Source organism: Azospirillum sp. HJ39 (assembly GCF_041507355.1).
Taxonomy (GTDB): Bacteria; Pseudomonadota; Alphaproteobacteria; order Azospirillales; family Azospirillaceae; genus Azospirillum; species Azospirillum thiophilum.
The window spans coordinates 334,057-361,003 of sequence record NZ_CP167913.1 but is presented as its reverse complement, the minus strand read 5'-3'; the positions used below and the strand labels follow the sequence as shown (position 1 = coordinate 361,003).

Sequence of the window (26,947 nt, the reverse complement as noted above, 5' to 3'; positions counted from 1 at the left end):
CGCAGGTATACGCGCGCGATGACCACATCCCCCGTTCCGAAGTCCGCATCGCCGGCCCCCGTCCAGAGCATGGGCGCCCCGAAGGTCGGCATCGTCAGCCTCGGCTGCCCGAAGGCTCTCGTCGATTCAGAGCGCATCCTGACGCGCCTGCGCGCGGAAGGGTACGAGATCTCTCCCAGCTACGACGGCGCCGACGTCGTGCTGGTCAACACCTGCGGATTCCTCGACAGCGCCAAGAAGGAATCGCTGGACGCCATCGGCGAGGCGATCAAGGAGAACGGGCGGGTCATCGTCACCGGCTGCATGGGCGTGGAATCGGACATGATCCGGCAAATCCACCCCGACGTGCTCGCCGTCACCGGGCCGCACCAATACGAGCAGGTGGTGAACGCGGTGCACGACGCCGTGCCGCCGACGCACAACCCCTTCACCGACCTGGTGCCGCCGGAAGGGCTGCGGCTGACCCCGCGCCATTACGCCTACCTGAAGATTTCGGAAGGCTGCAACAACCGCTGCAGCTTCTGCATCATCCCGTCCCTGCGCGGCGATCTGGTCAGCCGGCCGATCCATTCCGTCCTGCGCGAGGCGGAAAAGCTGGCGGTGGCCGGCGTCAAGGAACTGCTGGTCATCTCGCAGGACACCAGCGCCTACGGCGTCGACGTGAAGTACAAGGCGGAGAAATGGTACGACCGCGAGGTCCGCACCCGCTTCTTCGACCTGTGCAACGAGCTGGCGAACTTCGACCTGTGGGTCCGCCTGCATTACGTCTACCCCTACCCGCATGTCGACGAGGTCATCCCGCTGATGGCGGAGGGGAAGATCCTTCCCTATCTCGACATCCCGTTCCAGCATGCCTCGCCCACCGTGCTGAAGGCGATGCGCCGCCCGGCCGCCCAGGAAAAGCAGCTGGACCGCATCCGCAAATGGCGGCAGGACTGCCCGCATCTCGTCCTGCGCTCCACCTTCATCACCGGCTTCCCCGGCGAGACGGAGGAGGACTTCCAGTTCATGCTGGACTGGCTGAAGGAGGCCCAGCTCGACCGCGTCGGCTGCTTCAAGTACGAGCCGGTCGAGGGCGCCACCGCCAACAGCCTGCCCGGCGCCGTGCCGGAAGAGGTCAAGCAGGAGCGCTGGGAACGCTTCATGGAGACGCAGAAGGCGATCAGCGCCGAGCGGCTGCAGCAGAAGGTGGGCTGGACGCTGGGCGTGCTGATCGACGAGGTCGACGAGGACGGGGCCATCGGCCGCTCCTACGCCGACGCGCCGGAGATCGACGGCAACGTCTTCCTGAACGGCGAAACCGGGTTGAAGCCGGGCGACATGGTCGACGTCACCATCGAGAATGCCGACGAATACGACCTGTGGGGCAGCGTCGAGCGCGACCTGTAACAACAATCACGATCGGAGCGCGCCCATGCCCGTCACGCCGGACGATGCCAGGCTGATGGATGTCCAGCAGGGCGGGCGCTGCTTCTATTGCGACGGGCCGATCGGGGCCGGCGCCACCTTCGACCATCTGGTCCCCCGGGCCTATGGCGGGGTCGACGATCCGGCCAACGTCGTGCTGGCGCACCGCCGCTGCAACCAGCGCAAGGGCGACCGGCTGCCAGACCGGGGCGAGCTCGACCGTTTCTTCACGCTGCGCCGGTCCAGCCGCCTCGGCGTATGGGGGCCGCTGCGTGCATTGCGCGACGCGGAAGAGGGCGACGAATGGATCGCCGTGGCGCGAGCCATCTCGCAGGACAAACGAGCCGCAATCCAAGTCTCCCGGCCGGCCGCGGCTGGAAACCACCCGCTGCCGGAAACCAATCCGACCCGATCCGGTTGAAGGAGGACATCCATATAATATGGGAGAGTCCCCGATGACCGGTTCCGAGACCGAACGCCAGAACAAGCAGCCCCACACCGAAGAGACGGTCCGCCACACTGGCGGCGAGCAGAACACCGGCAACCACAAGAAGCCGGACGCCCCCGACGCCAAGGGCGCCGACCGTTTCGGCGGAACCCGCGCCGGGGCGGAGAATGTGGAGCCGCGAAAATAGGACCGGGGAAAATAGGACCCGGGCAAACAAGACCGGGGGCATGATGGACAGGAGGCTGGCGTCCGCCCGGCCGCCTGTGCCAGATCCGGGGGACGCATCCAAAGGACGTCTCCCGCATGGCACCTTCGATCTTCAAACGCTACAAGCTGCACTTCACCCGCCCGCTGCCCGGCCTGCGTCCGGGCCGGCCGGAGCGCGACGCGATGGTGGAGCGGGTGCGACGGCTGGCCAGCGAGAACGGCATGGCCGGCGATCTCCACACCATCGCCCCCAACGCCGGCTTCGGCATCCTGGAGGTGCGCTGCACCGAACGGCTGGCCCGCCGCCTGTCCGACCTGTCGGAAATCGAGACCGTTCAGGAGGCGTGAGCCCTGGACGGAGAAGCCGGCGGCCTACCGCAGACGGGGTATGCGGCTGGCGGCCGGACTTTCCGGCCCTAGGTCAGGCTCGACCGGTGCGCGCGATGCGGCCGGCCGGACCCGAACCGACCGAAGGGGAGATACCTGACATGACGATGCGGCAATCGGATGCCGAATGGCGCGGCGACCTGAAATCGGGCAGCGGCACCATGCGGCTGGGCAGCGGCGCCTTCGAAGGCGCCTATTCCTTTCCATCGCGCTTCGAGAATGGCCAGGGCACCAACCCGGAGGAGCTGATCGCCGCCGCGCATGCCGGCTGCTTCTCCATGGCGCTGTCGGCTGCGCTGAGCCAGGCCGGCCATCCGCCGACCCGCGTCCACACCACCGCCAAGGTGCATCTGGAGAAGGCCGGCGCCGGCTTCGCCATCGGCCGGATCGAGCTGGATTGCGAGGCCGAGATCCCCGGCATCGACGATGCCGCCTTCCAGGAACAGGCGGCCGGCGCCAAGGCCAACTGCCCGGTGTCGAAGGCGCTGACCGGCACCCAGATCAGCCTGACCGCCCGGCTGCTCTGAACCGGGCACGCTCCGAACCCTTTTCCCCCTATGCCCGACCGATGATAGGATGCGCCGTCCGGAACCGGGCGGCGCTTCCCGTCAACCGCGCTCCGGATGAAATGGGCCGGATGAAACGGGCCGGACGTATCGAAGATGGGATGGAGCGGGACGGTGGAGCATCCGGCGTGGGGCGGCTTCGTGGACGTGGGCGGCGCCCGGCTGGAATACCGGCGCATCCCGTCCAGCCGCCCCGGCGCGCCGACCCTGGTGTTCCTGCATGAGGGGCTGGGCTGCATCGCCATCTGGAGGGATTTCCCCGACCGGCTGGCGGCGGCGACCGGCTGCGGCGCCCTCGTCTATTCGCGTCAGGGCTATGGCGGCTCCAGCCCCTGCCGGCTGCCCCGGCCGCTGCATTATCATGACGACGAGGCCGACGGCGTGTTGCCGGCGCTGCTCGACCGGCTGGGCGTGACCGGCGACCTCGTGCCGGTGGGGCACAGCGACGGTGCGACCATCGCCCTGCTGGCGGCGGCGGGCCGGCTCGGCCCCCGCATCCTCCTTGCCATCGCCGAGGCGCCGCACGTCTTCGTGGAGGACGTCACCATCGCCGGGATCGAGGCCGCATGCACCGCCTGGCGCAGCGGCGCCCTGCGCCGCGGGCTGGAGCGGCTGCACGGCGACAACACCGAGGCCGCCTTCCGCGGCTGGAGCGAGACCTGGCTGGAGCCGCGCTTCCGCGCCTGGAACATCGAGGACCGGCTGCCGGCGATCGCCAAGCCGCTGCTGGTCATCCAGGGCGTGGACGACGAGTACGCCACCGCGGCCCAGTACGACGCCATCGCCGCGAAGGCCGGCGGGCCGGTGAGCGTGCTGGTGCTGGAGGATTGCGGCCACACCCCCCACCGCGACCGGCCCGGCCGCGTGCTCGCCGCGATGGCCGAGGCGATAGCGGCAGCGGAGATGGCGGCAGCGGAGATGGCGGCAACGGAGACGGCGGCAGCGGGCCGGGCCCTCCCGCCGGAACGGCACAAGCCGTCCGTCCTACCGCTCGGCCAAAGGGCAGATTGACCCCACCGCTTCCGCCCTACCATAGTGCCGCCTTCCGCGCGCGGAAGCCCGTCTTCCGTCCGCCGCTTCATCGAACGACGGACAATGACTGCCGCAGCCTTCCGCCTTCTGTCGCCGATCCTCCTCCTGCTCGCGCTCGCGTGGGCGGCGCCGGCGACTGCGACCTCCCCTGACGGCCGGGAGCCGGTGATCCTGGCACTGGACGGGGAATTCGGGCTGTCCAACAGCACCTCGGCCGAAGCCATCGAACGCGGCATCCTGACCGCCATCGACGAGATCAACCGCGAGGGCGGCGTGCTGGGCGGCCGGCCGCTGGCCCTGGTCACGCGCGAACACCGGTCGATCTCCGCCCGCGGCATCAAGAACATCCGGGAACTCGCCACCATCCCCGATCTGGTCGCGGTGTTCGGCGGCCGGTTCAGCCCGGTGGTGATCGAGGAGCTGCCGGTGCTGGAACAGACCCGCACCCTGTTCCTGGCGCCCTGGTCGTCGGCGGACGCCATCGTCGACAACGGGATGCGGCCCAACTACATCTTCCGCCTGTCGCTGCGCGACAGTCTGGCGATGCCCTTCCTGCTGGCGCGCGCAGCCGACCGCGGCGTGACCCGCGTCGGCCTTCTGCTGACCAACACCGCCTGGGGCCGGTCCAACCTGGAGGCGGCCAACCGCCATCTCGTCGCCCACCGCGTGCCGGACGTGGTCGGCACCGCCTGGTACAACTGGCGGGACCGCTCGCTGATCGACAAGTACGAGGCGCTGGCCGCCGCCGGCGCCCAGGCCATCGTTCTGGTCGCCAACGACGACGAGGCCGCGGTGCTCGTGCGCGAGATGGCGGCCCTTCCACCGGAACGCCGGCTGCCGATCCTCAGCCATTGGGGGGTCACCGGCGGCGATTTCGTCGGCCAGGCCGGGCCGGCGCTCAAATCGGTGGATTTCAGCGTGATCCAGACGGTCAGCCCCTTCAACATCCCGCGCGACCGGCTGGCCCCGGTGCTGCAGACCGCCGGGCGGCTGTTCGGCATCCATCGGCCGGAGGACATCGTGTCGCCGGTGGGATTCCTGCACGCCTACGACCTGACCCGCATCGTGGCGCTGGCGATCGACCGCGCCGGCACCACCGACCGTGCCGCCGTTCGCGACGCGCTGGAACAGGTCGGTCCCTACCGCGGGGTGATCCGCGACTTCGACCGCCCCTTCGCCCCCGGCCGCCACGAGGCGCTGGGTGCGGACGACCTGCTGATGGCCCGTTTCCGCGCCGATGGCGTGCTGGTCCCGGCGGAGTGACGGCGCGGATGTCCGATCCCGACTCTCTCCCGGCCCCCCTGCCCGATCCGGAACCGGGCAGCGCCGGCCATCGCCGCCGCGGCGCTTTTCCCGGCGCCTCCGCCGACACGCCCCGGCGGATGCTGACGTCCGGCCGGCTGGCCCGCCGTTTCGCGCTGGTGTCACTGATGCTTGGGGTGCTGATCGCGGTCCTGATCGGCGCCAGCCTCTATGCGGTGTCGAGCCGCCATCTGGCACGCCAGCACCATGCCAATGTGGAGGCGAACGCCACGCTCGCCGCGCGCCAGACCGAAGGTGTGGTCAACACGATCGCGACGACGGTGCGCGAGTTGGCCGACAACAGCGTGCTGGCCACCGCGCTGGTCGATTCCGCGGGCAAGGAAACCTACCTGGCCCCCTTCCTGCGCAGCTTCAACCACATCGCCAGCGTGCCGGTGGCGATGGTCTTCACCGATTTCGAAGGCGAGCCGATCGCCGACAACGGCCGCCATTCGGGCGCGCTGGCCGTCGGCCAGGCCGACATGGCCTGGCTGCGCAAGGCCATCGCCGCCGGACGCCCCGCGGCCACCGTGGTGCTTCAGGACGGAACCCACTTCCTGCTGGCGGCGGAGATGCTGATCTATTCCCGCACCGCCTCGCCGGAAGGTGCGCTGATCTACAAGGTGCCGCTCGATGCGATGGTGCTGCATCCCGAAGCGGTGCTTCTCCATGCCAACGAAACGCCGCCGCCCGTTCCGGAAGGCATGGTGGCGGTGACGGTCCCGCTGAAGGTGCCCGACCGGCTGGCCGGGCTGGACCTGCGGCTGCGGCTGGAGGCTCCCGGTGTGCCGACCGCCGCCTTCCTGTCATGGATGCTGCCGGCCTACGGGCTGGCGGCGGCCGCCGCACTGCTGGCGATCTATGTCGGCAGCCGCGCCGTCGGCAACCATCTGACCCGCTCCCTGCGCGAGTTGGAGCGGCTGGCCGGCGCCATCGCCACCGACGGCTTCACCGGGCAGCGCGCGACGGTGCGCGGCAATGACGAGGTATCGGCGCTGGCCAAGGGCTTCAACGCCATGCTGGACCACATCGCGGCGATCCAGCGCGAGCGGGAGATGCGTGCGGCGGAGGAGATCACCATCCAGCGGACGCTGGCCGAGCGCGCGGAACAGGCGCGTGCCGAAGCCGAGGGCTCCCGCAACGAGGCGGAGCGGTCGCGCCAGGAGGCGGTGATGGCGCTGATGGTGGCGGAGCGGGCCAACGCCGCCAAGACCCATTTCCTGGCGGCGGCCAGCCACGACCTGCGCCAGCCGGTGCAGTCGCTGGTGCTGCTGACCTCGGCGCTGGGGATCCGGCTGGGCGACCACCCCGCCGCGTCGCTGGTCGGCAGCATCGAGGCGTCGATGGACGCGCTGTGCCGCCTGCTCGACGCCATCCTGGACATCTCCAAGCTGGATGCCGGCACCGTGTCGCCCAATGTGCAGGCGGTGTCGCTGGGCGCCATCTTCGCACGGCTGGAGGGCGAATACCGGCTGCGCGCGGCGGAAAAGGGCGTCGCCTTCCACAGCGTTCCCACGACCGTGACGCTGAACGCCGACCCGGCGCTGCTGGAACGGATCATCCGCAATCTGGTCGAGAACGCCCTGCGCTACACCGACCATGGCCGTATCCTGCTGGGCTGCCGCCGGGCGCGCGGCAGCCTGCGCATCCAGATCCACGACACCGGCATCGGCATTTCGCCGGAACATCTGGAACGCATCTTCCACGAGTTCTACCAGGTCTCCAATCCGACCCGCAACCGGGGCAAGGGGCTGGGGCTGGGGCTGGCCATCGTCGACCGGCTGGCGCGGCTGCTGGGATACCGCGTGCATGTCGCCTCCCGCCCGGACAAGGGTTCCTGCTTCACCCTGGACATACCGACCCCGGCCCTGCGCGCCGCCGCCGCGGCCATAACGGCGCAGACGGCGGAACGGCAGCCGGAACCGGGCCGCGGCATGGCGCTGGTGATCGACGACGACCCGCTGGTGCGCGAAGGGCTGACCCTGCTGATCGAGGATTTCGGCTGGCGCGTGCTTGCCGCCGACAGCGCGGCGGACGCGCTGCGCCTGCTGCGCAAAGGCTCGAAGACGCCCGATCTGGTGATCGCCGATTACCGGCTGGAGGCGGGCGCCACCGGGCTGGAGGCCATCCGGGCGGTGGAAACCGCGCTTCAGGCGCAAGGCCGCCCGTCGCCGCTCAGCGTCGTGCTGACCGGCGACACCGCCCCCCAGCGCATCGCCGACGCCGAGGCCAGCGGCTACCGCATCCTGCACAAACCGATCGCCGCAAAGGACGTGGCCCAGCTGCTGAGCGAGGCCGCAAGGCCGCAAGGGGCTGCCGGCCGCAATCCCGGCGCCGCCATGCCGCAAGACTGACGACGCCGCAGCCCGGAGGCGGAACCGGGGCGGATCGCGCCGAACCGGCATCGATCCGACGCGATCCGAGGCGATCCGAGGCGATCCGCCCGTCAAACGATGGCATGACGCTCCCGTGCGTTTCCCGGACAAACGCACCGCACCCTAACCGCGTCGCAGCGGGCCGGCCGCATCCACCTGAATGACGAGCCGCTCGATGAGGCGTACCGCCATTTCATGGTGCAGAAGCAACGGCTCCTGCATCTCCGGGCGCTGCTGGTCCTGGCACAGATACGGCGCTGCCGCATCCTCGAGAACGCCCCGCACCTCTTCCACGGTGAAGAAGCCTTTCTCGACCATGGCGATCACCAGCGATTCACAAATCGAGAGCGCGGCCATGCCTGCCGCCTCCTCCTCCGCCATCATCACGCCCCCCGTCTTGTCGTTCGATCCAGTGTCGCGGCCTACCGCCTGGACTGCCTTAAGGGCATAGGAACAACAAACGGGTCGGCGGCGCGTCGCACCACGTTCGAGAAAAATCTCAGCGCCTTTAACCTATGTTGTGGCCGCCTTTGTCGAAAGCCTTAATCGTTCGAGACCGCGCGGAACCGGCTCAACGGCGCATCCGTTCATTAAGGCGCCAGTGCTAGGACAAAGAAGGCAAAGAGACGACCATGACTCGCGCCCCGGCGAGCCGCGTACAAGAGTCCACTCCATTGTGGCTCAAATTAAGCAGCTACCTCGTCCTGTCGGACGAGGAAAAAATGTATCTTTCCGAATTGGAAAGGACAATCGCACGGCATCCTCCCCGGACCGATCTTCTACAGCAGGGCGAACGCTACCGTGACGTCCGCATCATGCGGGACGGGTGGGCGATCCGTCACAAGGCATTGCCGGACGGGCGGCGGCAGGTCGTGAACTTCGTTCTTCCCGGCGACATCATCGGCATGTACTGCACCTTGTTCGAATCCGCGGACCACAGCGTGACCACCCTGACCCCGGTCGAGGTGGCGAGCTTCCCGCCCGAGCGGATCGGCGAGCTGTTCCGCTCCTTCCCACGCCTCGCGGCGGCGCTCGCCTGGTCCGGCGCGCGGGAGGAGGCCATCGTCGCCGAACGGCTGCTCAGCCTCGGCCGGCGCACCGCGCTGGAACGGACGGCACATCTGATCGTGGAGCTGCTGCGCCGCCTCAGCATCGTGAACATGGCCACCGACGGACATTTCGTGCTGCCGGTGACGCAGGAGATCCTGGCCGACGCGCTGGGGCTCAGCATCGTCCACATCAACCGGACCCTGCGCCGGTTGCGCGACAGCGGGCTGATCGAGCTGAACGGCCAGCGCATCACCGTGAACGACGTGCGCCAACTCGCGTCCGTCGGCCAGTTCGACGAACTGTACCTGCACCTCATCCGTGCCCCGCGCCGGCTGGAACGTGCCTTTTCCGAAAACGGTCGCCCTCATGCCAACGCCAATGGAGCCGAACGGCCCAAGGCATGAGCAAAGGTTGGAGTGCCTCCCTCTCCCGTCAACGATGGCGGAGGAGGCATCCGCCAACGGTCTTCACCACAAAACACCGAACGGAAACAGGCTGCCGGAAGGCGGGCCGGTTGTCGGTCATATATTCGACAACCCAAAACAAATGGTTGTGCGGCCAAGTGGCTCCACAGCATCCGTGGAAATTTGCGGCGACTTTTGGACAATCTCTCCAATGCCGGCGGATCTTCTGGAATTCTATCGATAATTGATACGTATGGATGCGTTCGGGTGGCGTCCTGCCTGCTCGATACATCCGCAACGTAAGGCGGCACCGCTGCCGAGGACCGGCAAAAGCCGAGCAATTTTCTCAGCGGTGTCTTGCGCTGCCATTCCCTCTCGATGCCATCGCTGCCGCGCCGCACAAGACAGGCGTAAAGACACACCCCATGTATCGCCGATTGGCCTGATGCCAAGCAAACCTGCCGTACAAAGCCGCCGGACTTTCGGCGGAGATTCCATTTAACTAATTGATATTATTCAATATATACCGGGAAAGCCCAGCCCGTCCGAAAGCGACACACAAATCTTCTTTACAGGCTTTGATCTGTATCATATTTTCCCAGGACGCATTGTTCGCTGGACGTGCAATCCATCTCGGGGATGCCGATGTACACGCAAGCTTTGGACACCAAGACCGAGCAGGGCGCTCAGCCGTCTCCCCGGCTGGTGACGGAAGAGGAGTCCGCTCTCCAGGGCCGCTTCCAGGACCGCATCGACGCCGAAGAGAAGATCGAGCCGCGCGACTGGATGCCCGACGGCTACCGCCGCACCCTGGTCCGCCAGATCTCGCAGCACGCCCATTCGGAAATCGTCGGCATGCTGCCGGAAGGGAACTGGATCACCCGCGCGCCGACGCTGCGCCGCAAGGTGGCCCTGCTGGCCAAGGTGCAGGACGAGGGCGGGCACGGCCTCTACCTCTACAGCGCGGCGGAGACGCTGGGCGTGTCGCGCGACGAGCTGGTCGGCCAGCTGCTGTCGGGGAAGGCCAAGTATTCCAGCATCTTCAACTACCCGACCCCGACCTGGGCCGACATCGGCGCCATCGGCTGGCTGGTGGACGGGGCGGCGATCATGAATCAGGTGCCGCTCTGCCGCTGCTCCTACGGCCCCTATGCCCGCGCCATGGTCCGCATCTGCCGGGAGGAGAGCTTCCACCAGCGCCAGGGCTACGAGCTGATGCTGGCGCTGGCCCAGGGCACGGCCGACCAGAAGCGGATGGCGCAGGACGCGCTGAACCGCTGGTGGTGGCCGGCGCTGATGATGTTCGGCCCGTCCGACGAGCAGTCGGCCCACTCGTCGCAGAACATGGCGTGGAAGATCAAGCGCTTCTCCAACGACGAGCTGCGCCGGCGCTTCGTCGACGCCACCGTGCCGCAGGCGGAGTTCCTGGGACTGACGATTCCCGACCCGGAGCTGCGCTTCGATGCCGAGACCGGCCATTACGAGTTCGGCGCCATCGACTGGACCGAGTTCAACGAGATCCTGAAGGGCAACGGCCCCTGCAACCGCGAGCGCATCGAGGCCCGCCGGACGGCGTGGGACGACGGCGCCTGGGTCCGCGAAGCCGCCACCGCCCACGCCGCCAAACGCAGGCAGCGCGCCCTCAAGAAGGCCGGCTGACCCAAGAATTCCGAGGGAAGAGACGATGGATCGCCCCACCACCGACCGCAAGGACTGGCCGCTGTTCGAGATCTTCATCCGGCCGAAGAACGGGTTGTCGCACAAGCATGTCGGCAGCCTGCACGCCGCCGACGCCCATATGGCGCTGGACAATGCCCGCGACGTCTACACCCGCCGCGGCGAAGGCGTCAGCATCTGGGCGGTGCCGGCCGCGGCCATCGCGGCGTCCGACCCGTCGGAGAAGGCCAGCCTGTTCGATCCGGCCGACGACAAGGTCTACCGCCACCCGACCTTCTACGACATCCCCGCCGACGTCAAAAACATCTAGCCGGAAGACCATCCGATGAGCACGGAACTGCAACAGGCCCTGTTCGGCACCGCGCTGCGGCTCGGCGACACGTCGCTGGTGCTGGGGCACCGGCTGTCGGAATGGTGCGGCCACGCGCCGGAGCTGGAGGAGGACATCGCGCTGACCAACGTCGCGCTCGACCTCGTCGGCCATGCCCGGATGCTGCTGACCTATGCCGGCGAGCTGGAGGGCAAGGGCCGCGACGAGGACCGCCTCGCCTACCGCCGCGACGTCTTCGACTACCGCAACCATTTGCTGGCCGAACAGCCCAACCGCGATTTCGGCCATACCATCGTCCGCCAGTTCCTGCACGATGCCTGGGCCGTGGAGTTGTACGACCGGCTCTGCGCCTCGACCGACGCCACGCTGGCCGGCATCGCCGCCAAGGCGGTGAAGGAGGTGCGCTACCATGTCCGCCACAGCGGCGACTGGCTGGTGCGGCTGGGCGACGGCACCGACGTCAGCCACGCCAAGGTCGCCGACGCGCTCGGCCGGCTATGGCCCTACACCGGCGAGATGTTCGAGCGGGACGAGGCCGAACAGGCGCTGGTCGCCGCCGGCATCCTTCCCGACCCGGCCGAGCTGAAGGCCGCCTGGAGCGCCCGCGTCGAGGCGGTGCTGGAGGAGGCCACCCTCGACCGCCCGGCCGACGGCTGGATGCAGAAGGGCGGCCGCCGCGGCGAGCACAGCGAGCATCTGGGCTTCCTGCTGGCGGAGATGCAGTTCCTGCCGCGCTCCTATCCCGACGCGACGTGGTGAGGGCGGGATGCCGGATGCAGCAGGCTGCTGGGGACCGGAACCGGGTGCCGACGCGGGCGTGAAGGCCGCCTGGGATGCCCTGGCCGGGGTGATGGATCCGGAGATCCCGGTGCTGAGCATCGTCGATCTCGGCATCGTCCGCGCGGTGTCGCGGGAGGGCGGCGGTCCGCTGTCGGTGGCATTGACGCCCACATATTCGGGCTGCCCGGCGACCGGCGTGATCGTGCTGGAGGCGGAAGCCGCGCTGGCCCGCGCCGGCCTGGACGCGGCCGTTTCGGTGGTGATCGCCCCGCCCTGGACGACCGACTGGATCAGCGACGCCGGGCGCGAAAAGCTGGCCGAGGTCGGCATCGTCCCGCCGCCGCACTCCGGCAAGCGCGCCCTGACCGCGCCGGACGAGGTGATCGCCTGCCCGCGCTGCGGCTCGGAGGACACCCGCCAGATCAGCCGCTTCGGCTCCACCGCCTGCAAGGCGCTGCACGCCTGCAACGCCTGCCTCGAACCGTTCGACGTGTTCAAATGCCATTGATGCGTGGTTGCTGCGGATGCCCCCACCTAACCTCCCCCGCTGGGCGGGGGAGGGTCGGGGTGGGGGCAACCGCCGCGACCACTCAACCGGCCCGACCGAGGACCACCCCATGACCACCCCCAGCTTCCACCCGCTGACCATCCGCGAGTGCCGCCGGGAGACCGCGGACACCGTGTCGATCGCCTTCGACGTGCCGGCCGATCTCGCCGACCGCTTCCGCTTCGTCCAGGGCCAGTACCTCACCCTCAAGACCGCAATCGGCGGCGAGGAGGTGCGGCGCTCCTACTCCATCTGCTCGGGCGTGGGCGAGGACGAGTTGCGCGTGGCGGTGAAGACAGTGGAGGGCGGCCTGTTCTCCACCCACGCCAACCGGTCGCTGGCGCCGGGCGCCGTGCTGGAGGTGATGACGCCGATGGGGCGCTTCCACACCCCCGTCGATCCGGCAGCCTCCCGCACCTACGTCGCCTTCGCCGCCGGCAGCGGCATCACCCCGGTGATGTCGATCCTCAAGACCGTGCTGGCGCGGGAGCCGAAGAGCCGCTTCGTCCTGGTCTACGGCAACCGCACCGTCTCCTCCATCATCTTCCGGGAGGAGTTGGAGGATCTGAAGAACCGCCACATGGGCCGGCTGGTGATCCACCATGTGCTGAGCCGCGAGCCGGAGGAGGCCGGGCTGCTGGGCGGGCGGATCGGCGCCGGTCTGGTGCGCGAGCTGTGCGCCGGTCCCTTGAAGGCTGAAGACATCGACGCCGCCTTCCTCTGCGGTCCCCAGCCGATGGTCGAGGAGGTGCGCGACGCGCTGGCCGCCTGCGGCACGCCAGCCGGCAACATCCATGTCGAGCTGTTCGGCACGACCGCCCCGGCGCGCCCCGCCACGAGGAAAATCGCCGCGGACACGCCCACCGATGCCGCGACCATCGCCATCCTGCAGGACGGCAAGCGCAAGGAATTCACGCTGCCCTATGACGGCGAGAGCATCCTGGAGGCCGCCCACCGGCATGGCGCCGACCTGCCCTATTCCTGCAAGTCCGGCGTCTGCTGCACCTGCCGCGCCAGGGTCCGCGAGGGCAAGGTGGAGATGGCCGAGAACTACTCCCTGGAACCGTGGGAGGTCGAGGCCGGCTATGTCCTGACCTGCCAGTCGCGCCCGCTGACCGAACGGGTCGTCATCGACTTCGACGCCGCCTGACGCAACCACAGCCGACAACGACAACAAGGAAACGCCCCGCCATGACCACCACCCCGCAAGCGCTGTTCGAGACGCACGAGGCGACGCTGCAGAAGGCCGTGGAGGCCTGCCGCAGCCGAACCTACTGGTCGGCCTTCCCGGAGATGCCGAGCCCGCGCGCCTATGGCGAGACGGCGGCGGCCGATGGCGAGGCGGCCTTCGCGGCCTACCGTGACAAGCCGTTCGAGCTCGGCCAGCCGAGCGCCGCCGGCACGGTCGGCGGCGAACGCTCGCCCTTCGGCTTCGACCTCGGCATCGGCTACCCGGTGTCGGACGTCGATGCGCTGGTGAAGGCGGCCAGGGCGGCGATGCCGGGCTGGCGCAAGGCGGGGCCGAACGGCCGGGCCGGGGTCTGCCTGGAGATCCTGAAGCGGCTGAACGCGCGGTCTTTCGAGATCGCCAACGCGGTGATGCACACCACCGGGCAGGCCTTCATGATGGCCTTCCAGGCCGGCGGCCCGCACGCCCAGGACCGCGGGCTGGAGGCGGTGGCCTATGGCTGGAAGGCGATGACCGACCAGGCGCCGGCGGCGCGCTGGGAGAAGCCGCAGGGCAAGAACCCGCCGCTGGTGATGGACAAGCGCTTCGAGGTGGTCGGCCGCGGTGTCGGGCTGGTGATCGGCTGCGCCACCTTCCCGACCTGGAACGGCTATCCCGGCCTGTTCGCAAGCCTCGTCACCGGCAACGCGGTGATCGTGAAGCCCGGCCCGACCGCCATCCTGCCGCTCGCCATCACGGTCAGGATCGCGCGCGAGGTGCTGGCCGAGTGCGGGCTCGATCCCAACCTCGTCACGCTCGCCATCGGCGACACTGTCGCCAGGGATCTGGCGCTCAGGCCGGAGGTGGCGATCATCGACTACACCGGCTCGACCGGCTTCGGCGACTGGCTGGAGCAGAACGCCCGCCAGGCCCAGGTCTATACCGAGAAGGCCGGGGTCAACAGCGTGGCGATCGACGGCACCGACGACCCCAAGGGCATGGTGCGCAACCTCGCCTTCACGCTCAGCCTCTATTCCGGGCAGATGTGCACGACGACCCAGGTCATCTTCGTGCCCAGGGACGGCATCCAGGCGGGTGCGGAGCGCATGGGCTTCGATCAGGTCGTCTCGGCGCTCGCCGGCGGCGTCGAGAAGTTCCTGTCCGATCCGGAGCGCGCGGTGGAGGTGCTGGGCGCCATCCAGTCCGACGCCACGCTGGCCCGCATCGACGAGGCGGCCAAGCTCGGCACCGTCGTCCTGCCGTCGCGCGCCATCGCCCATCCGAAATTCCCCGACGCCCGCATCCGCACGCCGCTGATCCTGACCATGGACGCAGCCGACGAGGACAAGTACGGCCATGAGCTGTTCGGCCCGATCGCCATCGTCGTGAAGACCGACAGCACCGCCGACAGCCTGGAGCGCGCCGCCCGCCTGACCCGCACCAAGGGCGCGCTGACCGCCGGCCTCTACAGCACCGACCCGCAGCTGATCGAGCAGGCGACCGACCTGTTCGTGGAAGCCGGCGTCGCCCTGTCGGTCAACCTGACCGGCGGCGTCTTCGTCAACCAGTCGGCGGCCTTCAGCGACTTCCACGGCACCGGCGCCAACCCGGCGGCCAACGCCGCGCTGTGCGACCTCGCCTTCGTCGCCAACCGCTTCCGCGTGGTGCAGAGCCGCGTTCCGGTGCTGGAGGCTGTGCAATGAGCGGGACCAAGGGGAGCGACAAAACGATCCTGCTGACCATCGCCGACGGCGTCGCCACCGTCACGCTGAACCGGCCGGACCGGCTGAACAGCTTCACGGCGGCGATGCATGAGGAGCTGCGCGAGGCCATCGCCGAGCTGCGCGACGACAAGGCGGTGCGCTGCCTGCTGCTGACCGGGGCCGGGCGCGGCTTCTGCGCCGGGCAGGATTTGTCCGACCGCGCCGTCGCGCCGGGTGCCCAGGGGCCGGATCTCGGTGCCTCGATCGAGACCAACTACAACCCGCTGGTCCGCAGCCTGCGCAGCCTGCCGATGCCGGTGGTCTGCGCGGTGAACGGCGTCGCCGCCGGCGCCGGGGCCAACATCGCGCTGGCCTGCGACATCGTGCTGGCGGCGCGCTCGGCCAGCTTCATCCAGGCCTTCTGCAAGATCGGGCTGATCCCCGACAGCGGCGGCACCTGGACCTTGCCGCGGCTGGTCGGCCATGCCCGTGCCATGGGCCTCGCCATGCTGGGCGACAAGGTCTCCGCCGAGCAGGCGGAAGCCTGGGGCATGATCTGGAAGGCGGTGGACGACGACAAGCTGATGGAGGAGGCGGGGACGCTCGCCCGCCATCTCGCCAGCCAGCCGACCCACGGCCTGGCGCTGATCAAGCAGGCGCTCAACGCGTCGTCGGCCAACGACCTCGACACCCAGCTCGACCTGGAACGCGACCTCCAGCGCGAGGCCGGACGCACCCGGGACTACCGCGAGGGCGTGGCGGCCTTCGTCGAGAAGCGCGCGCCCAAGTTCGAGGGGCGGTGATGGCGGCGCTCGCCCCCTCCGTCACCGTCGCGGTGGTTGGGGCCGGTGCCATGGGCCAGGGCATCGCCCAGGTCGCGGCCCAGGCCGGCCACCCGGTCCTGCTGGTCGACAGCCGCCCCGGTGCCGCCGAGGCCGCCGTCGACTCCATCGCCAAAGCCCTGACCGCGCTGGTCGGGAAGGGCAAGCGCACGGCGGCGGAGCGCGACGCCATCGTCGGCCGGCTGCGCGCCGTGAACGGCCTGCCCGACCTCGCCCCCGCCGGGCTGGTGGTGGAGGCCATCGTCGAGGATCTGGACGTCAAGCGCCGCCTGTTCGCCGAGATCGAGGCCGTCGTCGGCGAGGACGCCATCCTCGCCACCAACACCTCGTCGCTGTCGGTGACCGCCATCGGCGCCGGGGTGCGGAGGCCGGAACGGCTGGCGGGCCTGCATTTCTTCAACCCCGCTCCCTTGATGGCGCTGGTGGAGATCGTCAGCGGCCTCGCCACCGACGCCACGGTGCTCGACACGCTGTTCGATACCGCGCGGGCCTGGGGCAAGAGTCCGGTTCGCTGCCGCTCCACCCCCGGCTTCATCGTGAACCGCGTCGCCCGCCCCTTCTACGCCGAAGGGCTGCGGCTGGTGCAGGAACAGGCGGCCGACCCGGCCACCATCGACGCCGTGGCGCGGGAGGCCGGCGGCTTCCGCATGGGGCCGTTCGAGCTGATGGACCTGATCGGCCATGACGTGAACTTCGCCGTCACCCGCTCGGTCCACGCAGCCTATTTCGGCGACCCGCGCTTCCAGCCCTCGCTGATCCAGCAGGAGCTGGTGGAGGCCGGGCGGCTCGGCCGCAAGACCGGCCGCGGCTTCTACGACCACGGCCCCGGCGCGCCCAAGCCGGTGCCGCACAGCGCCGAACCGGCGCCCAGGCCGGAAAGCGTGATCGTGCAGGGCGATCTCGGCCCCGCCGCATCCCTGGCCGGGCTGCTGCGCGAGGCCGGCATCGCGGTGGAGGAAACGCCGGGCATTGGCGTCCTGCTGGTCGATGGCGTCACGCTGGCCCTGACCGACGGCCGCACCGCCACCGCCCGCGCCGCCGGGGACGGCCTCGCCCCGCTGGTGCTGTTCGACCTTGCGCTGGACTACGCCAAGGCGACCCGCGTGGCGCTGGCCCCCGCCGACGGCACGCCGTCCGACGCGGTCGCCGTCGCGGCCGGACTGTTCCAGGCGCTGGGCAAGGCGGTGTCGGTGATCGACGACGTCCCCGGCCTGGTGGTGATGCGCACCGTCGCCATGCTCGCCAGCGAGGCGGCGGACGCGGCGATGCAGGGTGTCGCCAGCGCCGCCGACATCGACACCGCGATGACCAAGGGCGTGAACTACCCGCTGGGTCCGCTGGCCTGGGCCGAGCGCATCGGCCTGCCCCATGTGCTGGGCGTGCTCGACGCGCTGGCCCGCACGTATGGCGAGGACCGCTACCGCGCCTCGGCCCTGCTGCGCCGCCGGATCGCCGCCGCCCAAATCCCCTCTCCCGCCCCGGGAGAGGGAAGGGGCCCAAGCGGAGCTTGGGAAGGGTGAGGGGTGATCCAAGACGAACGCACCTGATCCTCGGGTCACCCCTCACCCGGCGCCTGCGGCGCCCCCCTCTCCCGGGACGGGAGAGGGCTTCAAGAAGCAAGGACCAGCCCGCATGAGCACGAATCCCCAAGATCCCCAAGCCCTCGCCGAAGCGGTCGGCCGCGGCATGTACGAGCGCGACCATTGCGCCCAGGCCCACGGCATCGAGTTGCTGGAGATCGCCCCCGGCTATGCCCGCATGGCGATGACCGTGCGCAAGGACATGGTGAACGGACACGACATCGGCCATGGCGGCATGACCTTCACCCTGGCCGACACCGCCTTCGCCTATGCCTGCAACGCGGCGAACGAGGTGACGGTGGCGGCCGGCTGCTCCATCACCTTCCCGGCCCCGGCGAAGCTGGGCGACGTGCTGACCGCCGAATGCCGGGAGGTGCACAAGCGCGGCCGGTCCGGCGTCTACGACGTCACCGTCACCAACCAGGATGGCACGGTGGTCGGCCTGTTCCGCGGCCAGTCGGCGCGCATCGCGGGGACCGTGATCCCGGTGGACTGACTCCACCGAAGGCGTCGCCCCTGGCAGTCACGCCGACGATCCCCATCTGTTTGTTTCTGGAGCGAACCATGCGTGAAGCCTACATCTGCGACGCCGTCCGCACCCCCTTCGGCCGTTACGGCGGCGGGCTGGCCCCGGTGCGCCCGGACGACCTCGCCGCGGTGCCGCTGAGGGCGCTGATGGAGCGCAACCCCGGCATCGAATGGTCCGCCGTCGACGACGTGATCCTCGGCTGCGCCAACCAGGCCGGCGAGGACAACCGCAACGTCGCCCGCATGGCGGCGCTGCTGGCGGGATTGCCCGACGCGGTGCCCGGCACCACGGTCAACCGCCTCTGCGGCTCCGGCATGGACAGCATCGGCATGGCCGCCCGCGCCATCAAGGCGGGCGAGGCCGAGCTGATCGTCGCCGGCGGGGTGGAAAGCATGACCCGCGCCCCCTTCGTCATGGGCAAGTCCGACAGCGCCTTCTCCCGGCAGGCCGAGATCTTCGACACCACCATCGGCTGGCGCTTCGTCAATCCGCTGATGAAGGCGACGTTCGGCATCGACAGCATGCCGGAGACGGCGGAGAACGTCGCCGCCGACCACGGCATCTCCCGCGCCGACCAGGATGCCTTCGCCGTCCGCAGCCAGCAGCGCGCCGGCCGCGCCCAGGACTCCGGCCGCCTCGCCCGCGAGATCGTCCCGGTCTCCATCCCCCGCCGCAAGGGCGAGCCGACCATCGTCGCCGCCGACGAGCATCTGCGCCCCGACACCACGCTGGAGGCGCTGGCCAAGCTCTCCACCCCCTTCCGCAAGGAGGGCGGCAGCGTCACCGCCGGCAACGCGTCGGGCGTCAATGACGGCGCCGCCGCGGTGATCGTGGCCTCGGAGGATGCGGTGAAGCGCTATGGCCTGACCCCGCGCGCCCGCGTCGCCGGCACCGCGGTGGCCGGCGTCGCCCCGCGGGTGATGGGCATCGGCCCGGCCCCGGCGACGCGGAAGCTGCTGGCCCGCCTCGGCCTCTCCATCGGCGACGTCGACGTGATCGAGCTGAACGAGGCCTTCGCCGCGCAGGGCCTCGCCGTGCTGCGCATGCTGGGGCTGCCGGACGATGCCGAGCATGTGAACCCCAACGGCGGCGCCATCGCGCTCGGCCATCCGCTGGGCGCCAGCGGCACCCGCCTCGTCGCCACCGCCGTCATGGAGCTGGAGGACCGCAAGGCGAAACGCGCGCTCTGCACCATGTGCATCGGCGTCGGCCAGGGCATCGCCATGATGGTCGAACGGGTCTGAACTATACCGGCAACACCGGCCGCCAAGCGCCGGGCATCCGAATCGAGGGGAGGAGCGTACCATGTCCATCATGACCGAGACCGGCGTGAACCAGACCAAGGCCGGCATGGACCGCTACGAGTTCGCCAGCCGCGACGAGATCGTGGGCATGCAGACGGAGCGGCTGGCATGGTCGCTCCGCCACGCTCACGCCAACGTCGCCTCCTTCCGCGCCAAGTGCGAGGCGAAGGGCGTCCATCCCGACGACTTCAAGGAGCTCAAGGATCTGGCGCGCTTCCCCTTCACCGTGAAGGACGACCTGCGCCAGGCCTACCCCTTCGGCATGTTCGCGGTGCCGATGGAGGACATCGTGCGCGTCCATGCCTCCAGCGGCACCACCGGGCGGCCGACGGTGGTCGGCTACACCAAGGGCGACATCGACGTGTGGGCGGAGGTGGTCGCCCGCTCCATCCGCGCGGCCGGCGGCACGCGCGGCGACCGGGTGCACATCGCCTACGGCTACGGCCTGTTCACCGGGGGCTTGGGCGCCCATTACGGGGCGGAGCGGCTGGGCTGCACCGTCATCCCGATGTCGGGCGGCCAGACCGAGAAGCAGGTCCAGCTGATCCAGGACTTCAAGCCGACCATCATCATGGTCACGCCGTCCTACATGCTGAACATCGCCGACGAGATGCGCCGCCAGGGCATCGACCCGCGCAGCACCAGCCTGCGCGTCGGCATCTTCGGCGCCGAGCCCTGGACCGGCGCGCTGCGCGAGGAGATCGAGCGCACCTTCGACATCCACGCCGTCGACATCTACGGCCTGTCGGAGGTGATGGGTCCGGGCGTGGCGTCGGAATGCGTCGAGACCAAGGATGGCCCGGTGGTCTGGGAGGACCATTTCTATCCCGAGATCATCGATCCCGAGTCAGGCGAGGTGCTGCCCGACGGCTCCTACGGCGAGCTGGTCTTCACCACGCTGACCAAGCAGGGCATGCCGGTCATCCGCTACCGCACCCGCGACCTGACCCGGCTGCTGCCGCCGACGGCGCGCGGCATGCGGCGGATGGACAAGATCACCGGCCGCTCCGACGACATGCTCATCATCCGCGGCGTCAACGTCTTCCCGACCCAGGTCGAGGAGCTGATCTGCAAGATCCCGGCGCTGGCCCCGCATTACGAGCTGGTGGTGACGCGCGACGGCCACATGGACAACCTCGCCGTCCGGGTCGAGATGCATGACGGCGTCCACCCCTCGGAATGGGACGGCCATGCCAAGCATCTCCAGCACTCGATCAAGTCGCTGATCGGCATCAGCACCCGTATCGAGGTCGCCGAACCCGGCGGCATCGCCCGGTCGATCGGCAAGGCCAAGCGGGTGCAGGACCTGCGGCCGAAGGCCTGAGGCTCAGCCCTTCTGCGACAGCGGCGGGAAGGCGTCCAGGACACCGGTCAGCAGGATCTGGACGCCGACGCAGAACAGCAGGAAGGCGAACAGCCGGGTCAGCACCCGCACCCGCGTCGGACCCAGGAAGGCGACGATGCGGTCGGCGGAGCGGTAGGACAGCCAGATCAGCCCCGCGATGGCCAGCGCCGCGCCCGACATGCCGATGAAGAACTCCATCAGCCCGCCGGCCCCGCGCGTCGGCCGGGTGGATCCCAGCGCGATGGCGACCGAGATGGTGCCCGGCCCGGTGGTGAAGGGGATCGTCATCGGGAAGAAGGCCGATTCGGCCAGCCGGTCGCCGTCGCCGGTCGGGGCGGCCTGCTCCTGCTTGCGCGCCTCGTGGCGTTCCGGCGCGGTCAGCAGCGCCCAGGCCCGTTCGGCGACCACGAAGCCGCCGGCGATCCGCAGCGCCGCCATCGACACGCCGAAGAAGTTCAGCACATAGGCACCCGCCCACAGCGCGGTCAGCATGACGATCGCCGAATAGAGGCTGACCAGCCCGGCCAGCCGCGCCCGGTCGCGCGGGCTGCTGTCCGCCGTCACCTGACTGAAGATCAGCGCCATCGCCAGCGGATTGACGATGGAGAAGAGGGCCGTGAAGGCGAGCAGGAAGCTGTCGATCATGGGATCCGGATGTCCGTCTGCTGTCCGGACAGTTAGCTGGGACGCCGGGGCGCTGGCAAGGGGATGGTTGCGCTCCCCCACGCCTGGAGTGGCCCTGCCCGCCTGCCCTGAAAGTGACCAGCAGGACGGTTTCGGCGTAAAATTGTGCGTTTCCCGGACAGGCACACCGTCACACATGCTGTCCGCACCGTCGGTTTCCGTCCGTTCGGACAGGTTTTTCAAGAGCGGAAACAACCGCCTGCCGCAAAACTCCGATCTCGCCGGATACTCTGGCTCGCTTCTTGCTGCTGCCGTTGCGGGAGATCAAGAACGCGAAGGACCGAAGGCCGTGCCGATACCCCGCCCTGCGTGGTCCTCCCATCGGCTGCGGCGCCGACCGACCCACGCCACGCCGTCAATGCTGCGGCGTCCCTCCGCCTTGCCCTTTTCGTTCGACGGCCTGAATATCGACCTCACCTTGGTCCCGTTCGCGGCCATCGTCCCCCGGGTTCTTCGGCACGCCGGTGGTGGGCATTCTTCCGCATACGCCAATCGACACGCCAATCCTTCAAGCCAAAAAAGCCCTTTCGCTCCAGCCAGAAGAGGATCGCACGCGATGAAGACCCTTGCCTCCGCCGTCCTGCTCGCCGCCACCGCGCTCACCGGCCTCGCCGGCTGGGGCACGCCGGCCGCCGCCGCCGAGCCGCTGACGCTCCAGCTGAAATGGGTCACCCAGGCCCAGTTCGCCGGCTATTACGTCGCGGCGGCCAAGGGCTTCTACAAGGACGCCGGGCTGGACGTGACGATCAAGGCCGGCGGTCCCGACATCAACCCGACCCAGGTGATCGCGGCCGGCGGCGCCGACGTGATCGTCGACTGGATGCCCTCGGCGCTCGCCAGCCGGGAAAAGGGCGTGCCGCTGGTCAACATCGCCCAGATCTTCCAGACGTCGGGCATGATGCTGACCTGCCGCAAGGACGCCAACATCAAGGATCCGAAGGACTTCAAGGGCAACACGCTGGGCGTCTGGTTCTCCGGCAACGAATATCCGTTCCTGTCCTGGATGAGCAAGCTGGGCTATTCGACCTCGGGCTCCAGCCCGGACGTGAAGGTCCTGAAGCAGGGCTTCAACGTCGACCCGCTGCTGCAGAAGCAGGCGGCCTGCATTTCCACCATGACCTACAATGAATATTGGCAGCTGATCGAAGCCGGCATGAAGGCCGACGAGCTGACAATCTTCAAGTACCAGGACCAGGGCGTGGCGACGCTGGAAGACGGCCTCTACGCCACGGAAAAGGGGCTGTCCGACCCCAAGGTGGTGGAGAAGCTGGCGAAGTTCGTGAAGGCCTCGGCCAAGGGCTGGGACTATGCCGCCAAGAACCAGGCGGAGGCGGTGAAGATCGTGCTGGAGAACGACACCACCGGCGCCCAGACCGAAGAGCACCAGACCACCATGATGCAGGAGGTCGCCAAGCTGATCGAGGGCGGCGCCAAGGGCACCGGCTATCTCGACCCTGCCGATTTCGACCGCACGGTCGGCATCCTGATGTCGGGCGCCTCCACCCCGGTGATCTCCAAGAAGCCGGAAGGCGCCTACAGCCACGCGGTGTTCGACGCGGCGGCCAAGCTGTAAGCCGCGTTTCCGCATGATACCGGGGTCGGAAGCCAAAGCTTCCCGCCCTGGTATCCCGGACGCCGGGCCGGGCAAGGCGTTACCGGTAAATCATCCCACCAGCCCCGACATCACCGCGCGCAGCTGCGCCGGCTTGACCGGCTTGTTCAGCACCAGGCATCCGGCCGCCTTGGCCTCGTCGGCCAGTTCGGGCGTGCGGTTGGCGGTGACGATGACGGCGGGCAGGATGCGGCCGCAGGCGGCGCGCAGCCGCGCCACCTCGTTGACCCCCAGCGCGCCGTCGTCCAGGTGATAGTCGGCGATCAGCAGGTCGGGCGGCTGCGGCATGCCCGACAGCAGGGCCAGCGCCTCGTCGCCGCTGGTCGCCGACACCACCTTGCAGGCCCAGCCGCGCAGCAGCGCCTCCATCCCCGCCACCACCGCCGGCTCGTTGTCCAGCACCAGCACCGACCTGCCGGCCAGCCGGTCGGCCATCGGCCGGGCGGCGACGCTGGCCGGGCGCGCGGCACGGCGCTCGGTGCCGCGCGGCACGGTGACGGCGAAGACCGAGCCGCGCCCCGGTTCCGACCGCACGGTGATCGGGTGGCCCAGCATGCGGGCGACCCGGTCGACGATGGCGAGCCCCAAGCCCATGCCGCGGTCGCGCCCCTTGGTGACCGGGGTGTCGAGACGGCGGAACTCCTGGAAGATCTCCTCGATCTTGTCGCGCGGGATGCCGGGTCCGTTGTCCCACACCTCGATCCGGATGCTGCCGTCCCCGGTCCGGCGGCAGCCGACCACCACCCGGCCGCCCTGGACATAGCGCAGCGCGTTGGACAGGAAATTCTGCACGATCCGCCGCAACAGCCGCATGTCGCTGCGCACCACCGCCCCCGACCCGACCATCTTCAGGTCGATGCCGCGCTCCGCCGCCACCGCCGCGTATTCGGTGGCGAGCGGCGCCAGGATGCCGCGCAGCGGGAAGTCGGTCACCTCCGGCGTCACCGCCCCGGCATCGAGCTTGGAGATGTCCAGCAGCGCCGACAGCAGATCCTCGACCGAGGCCAAGGCCACGTCGATGTTCTCCACCAGCTCGCCGTTCGCGTCCGGCTGCTCCAGGTCGCCCAGGGCGGACACGAACAGGCGGGCGGCGTTCAGCGGCTGCAGCAGATCGTGGCTGGCGGCGGCGATGAAGCGGGTCTTGGACAGGTTGGCGCGGTCGGCCTCCGCCTTGGCCAGCTGCAGCTGGTCGTTCAGCAGCATCAGGGCGGATTTCTCCGCCTGCTCGGATTCGCGCCGCCGCTCCTCCTCGTGCTTGATGACGGTGATGTCGGTGTAGACGCCGACGATGCCGCCGTCGCGGGTGCGCCGCTCGTTCACCTGGATCCAGCGTCCGTCGGACAGCCGGTTCAGGAAGACGCCCTTCAGGTCGTGGCGATGCTCCATCCGCTCGCGCAGCCAGATGTCGGGCGGCGGCTCGCTGACCGCCCCGGCGGCGGCGACCATCGCCACCAGATCGTTGAAGCGGATGCCGGCCTGGATGCGGTCCGCCACCGTCGGCCAGTAGGACAGGTATTTGCGGTTGCACAGCACCAGCCGGTCGGCGGAGTCGAACAGGGCGAAGCCCTCGTTCACCGACTCGATCGCCTCGAACAGGCGGGTCCGCATCGTCTCCGCCAGCTCCTTGGCGCGGGCATGGTCGCGGTTGCTGTCCTCCAGCTTGTGCAGGGCGCGTTCCAGCTCCAGCGTGCGCTCGCGAATCTTCTGCTCCAGCACGATGGCGGTCTGGAACAGCGAGAAGGCGCCGCCCTGGAAGTCCATCGACCGCTCGACGCGGTCCATCAGCACCTTGTTGATGCGCTGGAGCTTGGCGTTCTCACGCTCCAGCTCGGCGATGCGGTCGGCGGGATCGAGCGTCCAGCTGCGGGTTTGGATGCCGGCCATGGCTTAGCGCCCTCCGATGGCGACGCCCGTGAAGGTCTGGTTGACGTGCATGCCGTTCACCTGTTCGCCATAGGCGCAGAATCCGACGACCCGGTGGCGGGCCAGCCGGTCGGACATCACCGCGTTCAATTGCCGCTGCTCCATCTCCAGCCGGCGCAGGATGCAGTCGCAGCCGAGGATCAGGTCGGGGGCGCCGACCTCCGCTTCGATGCCCTCGATCAGACCGTCGAAGTTGGCGACCGGATCCACGCCTTCCGCCACCGTGAGCACGATGCCCTCGTCGATGGCGCAGAAGAAGGTCAGGCTCTCGTCGTCGTTCACCTTCTGGATCGAGCGGACATGGTACTGGCCGCCGACCCGCACCACGACGGGGTGCGCGGCGAAGATCATCGGGGTCAGCGGCTCGCCCTCCAGCCCGACCAGCCGGGCATATTCGCGCCCCGCCGGCTCGGCGTTGATCTCATGGACGATGCGGCGCTGCGGGTCGGCGCCGGTGACCACCATCTTGCGCTCGGAGCTGACGAAATGCTGGGTGCGGAAGACGGTGAAGGGCCGGGAGGTGGTGAACAGCGCGACCACCGCGGCGTTCGGGTGGAAGGCACCCTCATGCAGGACGAAGGTGCGTTCGAAATGCAGGTCGTCGCCGGCCGACGCGCCGAACAGCGGGATATCGATCAGCGCGTTGTGCAGCGCGCTGACCACCGTCTCCTCGCTCATCGACAGCCCGTCGATCAGCAGCATGGCGAAGCTGCGGGCGTCCTCGCCCAGCGGCACCGGCCGGGCCGCCATGGCGCGGTCACGGCGCGACAGCAATGAGCGGGCGATGACCGCGCTGTCGGCGATCTCGAAGCGGTCGACATGGTCGACCAGCGCGGTGACGATGGAGAAATCCTCGCTCGGAAAACCCACCGCCACCAGCGCGTTGGTGGTGTAGCCGCCGGGGCCGATCTCGCCCGCCGTGGTGCAGCCGATCACCGGCACCGTGCCGAATTCCGCCGCCAGCGCGTCGGCCAGCGCCGAACGGTCATAGCAGGGGGCGCAGAAGACGACCACGAGCTCCAGGCCCACGGCGCCAGCCCCCATACCCAACCCGGCGCCCAGCCCGGCACGCAGCTCGCGCGCGGCCTCCTCCGGCCGTTCGGCATGGGTGACGGCGCGCGGCATGCCGTCGCCACCCGCGGTTTTCGCCGGCCCCTTTGCCGACATCCCCCATGCGGACGTCTCTTGTGCGGACATGGCAGCCCCCGGCGCCTCCCCTTCCGTCCGCGGAGGCGATCCGGCAAGGGTACTCCAGGGATGGCGGCGGGCAAGGCCAATCCGCGGACCGGTGAAGGGGGGCATCGTCGGAACAGTCTCCCTACGGCATCTCTTGCATGGCGGTCGCCGGGGTGGGGTCCGGCAGGTCGGTCAGTTCCCCGTCGGTGAACAGACGGGCCTTGGCGGTGAAGCGCACGCCGTCGGGCGCCTCCAGGGAAAAACCGCCGCCGCGCGCTTGTATCACATCCAGGATGACCTGGCTGTTGCGCCACCATTCGAACGTATCGTCGGCCATGCAGAAGGGCGCGCCGCCTACCCGCCCGATGCAGAGATCCCGCCCGCCCATGCGGAACTCCCCCAGCGGCAGGCAGAGCGGTGCCGACCCGTCGCAGCAGCCGCCCGACAGGTGCAGCAGCAGCGGCCCGTGCTTGGCCGACAGGCGGTCGAGCAATGACAACGCTTCCGGTGTGGCGGTGACGCGGTCGGCCATGATGCGGTTCCCGATGAGCGGTTCCGTTGAAAGAAA

At 69.3% G+C, this 26,947-nt stretch carries 26 protein-coding genes; 21 read left to right on the top strand and 5 right to left on the bottom strand.

Features of this window, described 5'->3' with window-relative positions:
* Positions 1–69: 69 nt before the first annotated feature.
* From rimO to ABMY26_RS33020, 8 genes are all read left to right on the top strand, one after another.
* Entirely contained in the window at positions 70–1,389 is a 1,320-nt protein-coding gene (gene rimO / locus ABMY26_RS33055) for a 30S ribosomal protein S12 methylthiotransferase RimO (RefSeq protein ID WP_372400515.1), read from the top strand.
* 25 nt (positions 1,390–1,414) lie between these two features.
* On the top strand, positions 1,415–1,828 hold the full coding sequence (locus ABMY26_RS33050) for an HNH endonuclease (RefSeq protein WP_372400430.1): 414 nt from the start codon (positions 1,415–1,417) through the stop codon (positions 1,826–1,828).
* 34 nt (positions 1,829–1,862) lie between these two features.
* Positions 1,863–2,042: a hypothetical protein gene (locus ABMY26_RS33045; protein WP_372400429.1), complete on the top strand. Its 180-nt coding sequence runs from the start codon at positions 1,863–1,865 to the stop codon at positions 2,040–2,042.
* Between the two features lie 116 nt (positions 2,043–2,158).
* Complete coding sequence (locus ABMY26_RS33040; protein ID WP_042690341.1) at positions 2,159–2,410, top strand: hypothetical protein; 252 nt, start codon at positions 2,159–2,161, stop codon at positions 2,408–2,410.
* 140 nt (positions 2,411–2,550) lie between these two features.
* Complete coding sequence (locus tag ABMY26_RS33035; RefSeq protein ID WP_372400428.1) at positions 2,551–2,976, top strand: OsmC family protein; 426 nt, start codon at positions 2,551–2,553, stop codon at positions 2,974–2,976.
* A 135-nt stretch (positions 2,977–3,111) separates the two neighbouring features.
* The gene (locus ABMY26_RS33030) at positions 3,112–4,026 is read left to right on the top strand and encodes an alpha/beta fold hydrolase (protein ID WP_372400427.1); all 915 of its coding nucleotides are present in this window, start codon (positions 3,112–3,114) and stop codon (positions 4,024–4,026) included.
* Between the two features lie 84 nt (positions 4,027–4,110).
* Complete coding sequence (locus ABMY26_RS33025; protein ID WP_372400426.1) at positions 4,111–5,310, top strand: ABC transporter substrate-binding protein; 1,200 nt, start codon at positions 4,111–4,113, stop codon at positions 5,308–5,310.
* An 8-nt stretch (positions 5,311–5,318) separates the two neighbouring features.
* Complete coding sequence (locus tag ABMY26_RS33020; protein ID WP_372400425.1) at positions 5,319–7,703, top strand: ATP-binding protein; 2,385 nt, start codon at positions 5,319–5,321, stop codon at positions 7,701–7,703.
* Positions 7,704–7,847: 144 nt separating this feature from the next.
* Here the strand turns inward: ABMY26_RS33020 and ABMY26_RS33015 are convergent, their stop codons facing one another.
* A complete protein-coding gene (locus tag ABMY26_RS33015) occupies positions 7,848–8,081 on the bottom strand; it encodes a hypothetical protein (protein ID WP_372400424.1) in 234 nt (77 codons plus the stop codon).
* 275 nt (positions 8,082–8,356) lie between these two features.
* Between ABMY26_RS33015 and ABMY26_RS33010 the strand changes: the two genes are divergently transcribed.
* From ABMY26_RS33010 to paaK, 12 genes are all read left to right on the top strand, one after another.
* Positions 8,357–9,178, top strand: a complete 822-nt coding sequence (locus tag ABMY26_RS33010; protein WP_372400423.1) for a Crp/Fnr family transcriptional regulator — start codon at positions 8,357–8,359, stop codon at positions 9,176–9,178.
* Between the two features lie 645 nt (positions 9,179–9,823).
* Positions 9,824–10,837 (top strand): 1,2-phenylacetyl-CoA epoxidase subunit PaaA, encoded by a 1,014-nt coding sequence (paaA, locus tag ABMY26_RS33005; protein ID WP_372400422.1) that lies wholly within the window; start codon positions 9,824–9,826, stop codon positions 10,835–10,837.
* Between the two features lie 25 nt (positions 10,838–10,862).
* Positions 10,863–11,165: a 1,2-phenylacetyl-CoA epoxidase subunit PaaB gene (paaB, locus tag ABMY26_RS33000; protein WP_372400421.1), complete on the top strand. Its 303-nt coding sequence runs from the start codon at positions 10,863–10,865 to the stop codon at positions 11,163–11,165.
* A 15-nt stretch (positions 11,166–11,180) separates the two neighbouring features.
* On the top strand, positions 11,181–11,945 hold the full coding sequence (gene paaC / locus ABMY26_RS32995; RefSeq protein WP_372400420.1) for a 1,2-phenylacetyl-CoA epoxidase subunit PaaC: 765 nt from the start codon (positions 11,181–11,183) through the stop codon (positions 11,943–11,945).
* 7 nt (positions 11,946–11,952) lie between these two features.
* The gene (gene paaD / locus ABMY26_RS32990; protein ID WP_372400419.1) at positions 11,953–12,474 is read left to right on the top strand and encodes a 1,2-phenylacetyl-CoA epoxidase subunit PaaD; all 522 of its coding nucleotides are present in this window, start codon (positions 11,953–11,955) and stop codon (positions 12,472–12,474) included.
* Between the two features lie 109 nt (positions 12,475–12,583).
* Positions 12,584–13,663 (top strand): 1,2-phenylacetyl-CoA epoxidase subunit PaaE, encoded by a 1,080-nt coding sequence (gene paaE, locus ABMY26_RS32985; RefSeq protein ID WP_372400418.1) that lies wholly within the window; start codon positions 12,584–12,586, stop codon positions 13,661–13,663.
* 41 nt (positions 13,664–13,704) lie between these two features.
* Positions 13,705–15,384, top strand: coding sequence for a phenylacetic acid degradation protein PaaN (gene paaN, locus ABMY26_RS32980; protein ID WP_372400417.1), 1,680 nt, complete (start codon positions 13,705–13,707; stop codon positions 15,382–15,384).
* Positions 15,381–16,187 (top strand): 2-(1,2-epoxy-1,2-dihydrophenyl)acetyl-CoA isomerase PaaG, encoded by an 807-nt coding sequence (gene paaG / locus ABMY26_RS32975; RefSeq protein ID WP_372400416.1) that lies wholly within the window; start codon positions 15,381–15,383, stop codon positions 16,185–16,187. Before paaN ends, paaG begins: the two co-directional genes overlap by 4 nt.
* Positions 16,187–17,746 (top strand): 3-hydroxyacyl-CoA dehydrogenase PaaH, encoded by a 1,560-nt coding sequence (gene paaH, locus ABMY26_RS32970; RefSeq protein ID WP_372400415.1) that lies wholly within the window; start codon positions 16,187–16,189, stop codon positions 17,744–17,746. Before paaG ends, paaH begins: the two co-directional genes overlap by 1 nt.
* Positions 17,747–17,858: 112 nt before the next feature.
* A complete protein-coding gene (gene paaI, locus ABMY26_RS32965; protein ID WP_372400414.1) occupies positions 17,859–18,302 on the top strand; it encodes a hydroxyphenylacetyl-CoA thioesterase PaaI in 444 nt (147 codons plus the stop codon).
* 68 nt (positions 18,303–18,370) lie between these two features.
* Positions 18,371–19,579: a 3-oxoadipyl-CoA thiolase gene (gene pcaF / locus ABMY26_RS32960; protein WP_372400413.1), complete on the top strand. Its 1,209-nt coding sequence runs from the start codon at positions 18,371–18,373 to the stop codon at positions 19,577–19,579.
* 61 nt (positions 19,580–19,640) lie between these two features.
* On the top strand, positions 19,641–20,963 hold the full coding sequence (gene paaK / locus ABMY26_RS32955) for a phenylacetate--CoA ligase PaaK (protein ID WP_372400411.1): 1,323 nt from the start codon (positions 19,641–19,643) through the stop codon (positions 20,961–20,963).
* Positions 20,964–20,966: 3 nt separating this feature from the next.
* Here the strand turns inward: paaK and ABMY26_RS32950 are convergent, their stop codons facing one another.
* Entirely contained in the window at positions 20,967–21,629 is a 663-nt protein-coding gene (locus ABMY26_RS32950; protein WP_372400410.1) for a MarC family protein, read from the bottom strand.
* 595 nt (positions 21,630–22,224) lie between these two features.
* Here ABMY26_RS32950 and ABMY26_RS32945 point away from each other — a divergent pair.
* The gene (locus tag ABMY26_RS32945) at positions 22,225–23,241 is read left to right on the top strand and encodes an ABC transporter substrate-binding protein (RefSeq protein ID WP_372400409.1); all 1,017 of its coding nucleotides are present in this window, start codon (positions 22,225–22,227) and stop codon (positions 23,239–23,241) included.
* 90 nt (positions 23,242–23,331) lie between these two features.
* Here ABMY26_RS32945 and ABMY26_RS32940 read toward each other — a convergent pair whose 3' ends face one another.
* From ABMY26_RS32940 to ABMY26_RS32930, 3 genes are all read right to left on the bottom strand, one after another.
* Positions 23,332–25,164: a hybrid sensor histidine kinase/response regulator gene (locus ABMY26_RS32940; RefSeq protein ID WP_372400408.1), complete on the bottom strand. Its 1,833-nt coding sequence runs from the start codon at positions 25,162–25,164 to the stop codon at positions 23,332–23,334.
* A 3-nt stretch (positions 25,165–25,167) separates the two neighbouring features.
* Complete coding sequence (gene nosP, locus ABMY26_RS32935) at positions 25,168–26,328, bottom strand: nitric oxide-sensing protein NosP (protein WP_372400407.1); 1,161 nt, start codon at positions 26,326–26,328, stop codon at positions 25,168–25,170.
* Between the two features lie 193 nt (positions 26,329–26,521).
* Positions 26,522–26,911 carry a DUF779 domain-containing protein gene (locus ABMY26_RS32930; RefSeq protein WP_372400406.1) on the bottom strand — a complete coding sequence of 130 codons (390 nt, stop codon included), beginning with the start codon at positions 26,909–26,911 and terminating at the stop codon, positions 26,522–26,524.
* Positions 26,912–26,947 lie beyond the last annotated feature (36 nt).

What these genes read in the sequence shown, in the direction of transcription:
- paaA (WP_372400422.1), top strand. Translation starts at nt 9,824, where the DNA reads ATGTACACGCAAGCTTTGGACACCAAGACCGAGCAGGGCGCTCAGCCG.
- ABMY26_RS33040 (WP_042690341.1), top strand. Translation starts at nt 2,159, where the DNA reads ATGGCACCTTCGATCTTCAAACGCTACAAGCTGCACTTCACCCGCCCG.
- paaI (WP_372400414.1), top strand. Translation starts at nt 17,859, where the DNA reads ATGAGCACGAATCCCCAAGATCCCCAAGCCCTCGCCGAAGCGGTCGGC.
- rimO (WP_372400515.1), top strand. Translation starts at nt 70, where the DNA reads ATGGGCGCCCCGAAGGTCGGCATCGTCAGCCTCGGCTGCCCGAAGGCT.
- paaG (WP_372400416.1), top strand. Translation starts at nt 15,381, where the DNA reads ATGAGCGGGACCAAGGGGAGCGACAAAACGATCCTGCTGACCATCGCC.
- ABMY26_RS32940 (WP_372400408.1), bottom strand. Translation starts at nt 25,164, where the DNA reads ATGGCCGGCATCCAAACCCGCAGCTGGACGCTCGATCCCGCCGACCGC.
- paaD (WP_372400419.1), top strand. Translation starts at nt 11,953, where the DNA reads ATGCCGGATGCAGCAGGCTGCTGGGGACCGGAACCGGGTGCCGACGCG.
- ABMY26_RS33020 (WP_372400425.1), top strand. Translation starts at nt 5,319, where the DNA reads ATGTCCGATCCCGACTCTCTCCCGGCCCCCCTGCCCGATCCGGAACCG.
- paaH (WP_372400415.1), top strand. Translation starts at nt 16,187, where the DNA reads ATGGCGGCGCTCGCCCCCTCCGTCACCGTCGCGGTGGTTGGGGCCGGT.
- nosP (WP_372400407.1), bottom strand. Translation starts at nt 26,328, where the DNA reads ATGCCGCGCGCCGTCACCCATGCCGAACGGCCGGAGGAGGCCGCGCGC.
- ABMY26_RS33050 (WP_372400430.1), top strand. Translation starts at nt 1,415, where the DNA reads ATGCCCGTCACGCCGGACGATGCCAGGCTGATGGATGTCCAGCAGGGC.
- ABMY26_RS32950 (WP_372400410.1), bottom strand. Translation starts at nt 21,629, where the DNA reads ATGATCGACAGCTTCCTGCTCGCCTTCACGGCCCTCTTCTCCATCGTC.
- ABMY26_RS33015 (WP_372400424.1), bottom strand. Translation starts at nt 8,081, where the DNA reads ATGGCCGCGCTCTCGATTTGTGAATCGCTGGTGATCGCCATGGTCGAG.
- ABMY26_RS33030 (WP_372400427.1), top strand. Translation starts at nt 3,112, where the DNA reads ATGGGATGGAGCGGGACGGTGGAGCATCCGGCGTGGGGCGGCTTCGTG.
- paaN (WP_372400417.1), top strand. Translation starts at nt 13,705, where the DNA reads ATGACCACCACCCCGCAAGCGCTGTTCGAGACGCACGAGGCGACGCTG.
- ABMY26_RS33035 (WP_372400428.1), top strand. Translation starts at nt 2,551, where the DNA reads ATGACGATGCGGCAATCGGATGCCGAATGGCGCGGCGACCTGAAATCG.
- paaK (WP_372400411.1), top strand. Translation starts at nt 19,641, where the DNA reads ATGTCCATCATGACCGAGACCGGCGTGAACCAGACCAAGGCCGGCATG.
- paaB (WP_372400421.1), top strand. Translation starts at nt 10,863, where the DNA reads ATGGATCGCCCCACCACCGACCGCAAGGACTGGCCGCTGTTCGAGATC.
- ABMY26_RS32945 (WP_372400409.1), top strand. Translation starts at nt 22,225, where the DNA reads ATGAAGACCCTTGCCTCCGCCGTCCTGCTCGCCGCCACCGCGCTCACC.
- paaC (WP_372400420.1), top strand. Translation starts at nt 11,181, where the DNA reads ATGAGCACGGAACTGCAACAGGCCCTGTTCGGCACCGCGCTGCGGCTC.
- ABMY26_RS33025 (WP_372400426.1), top strand. Translation starts at nt 4,111, where the DNA reads ATGACTGCCGCAGCCTTCCGCCTTCTGTCGCCGATCCTCCTCCTGCTC.
- paaE (WP_372400418.1), top strand. Translation starts at nt 12,584, where the DNA reads ATGACCACCCCCAGCTTCCACCCGCTGACCATCCGCGAGTGCCGCCGG.
- ABMY26_RS33045 (WP_372400429.1), top strand. Translation starts at nt 1,863, where the DNA reads ATGACCGGTTCCGAGACCGAACGCCAGAACAAGCAGCCCCACACCGAA.
- ABMY26_RS33010 (WP_372400423.1), top strand. Translation starts at nt 8,357, where the DNA reads ATGACTCGCGCCCCGGCGAGCCGCGTACAAGAGTCCACTCCATTGTGG.
- ABMY26_RS32930 (WP_372400406.1), bottom strand. Translation starts at nt 26,911, where the DNA reads ATGGCCGACCGCGTCACCGCCACACCGGAAGCGTTGTCATTGCTCGAC.
- pcaF (WP_372400413.1), top strand. Translation starts at nt 18,371, where the DNA reads ATGCGTGAAGCCTACATCTGCGACGCCGTCCGCACCCCCTTCGGCCGT.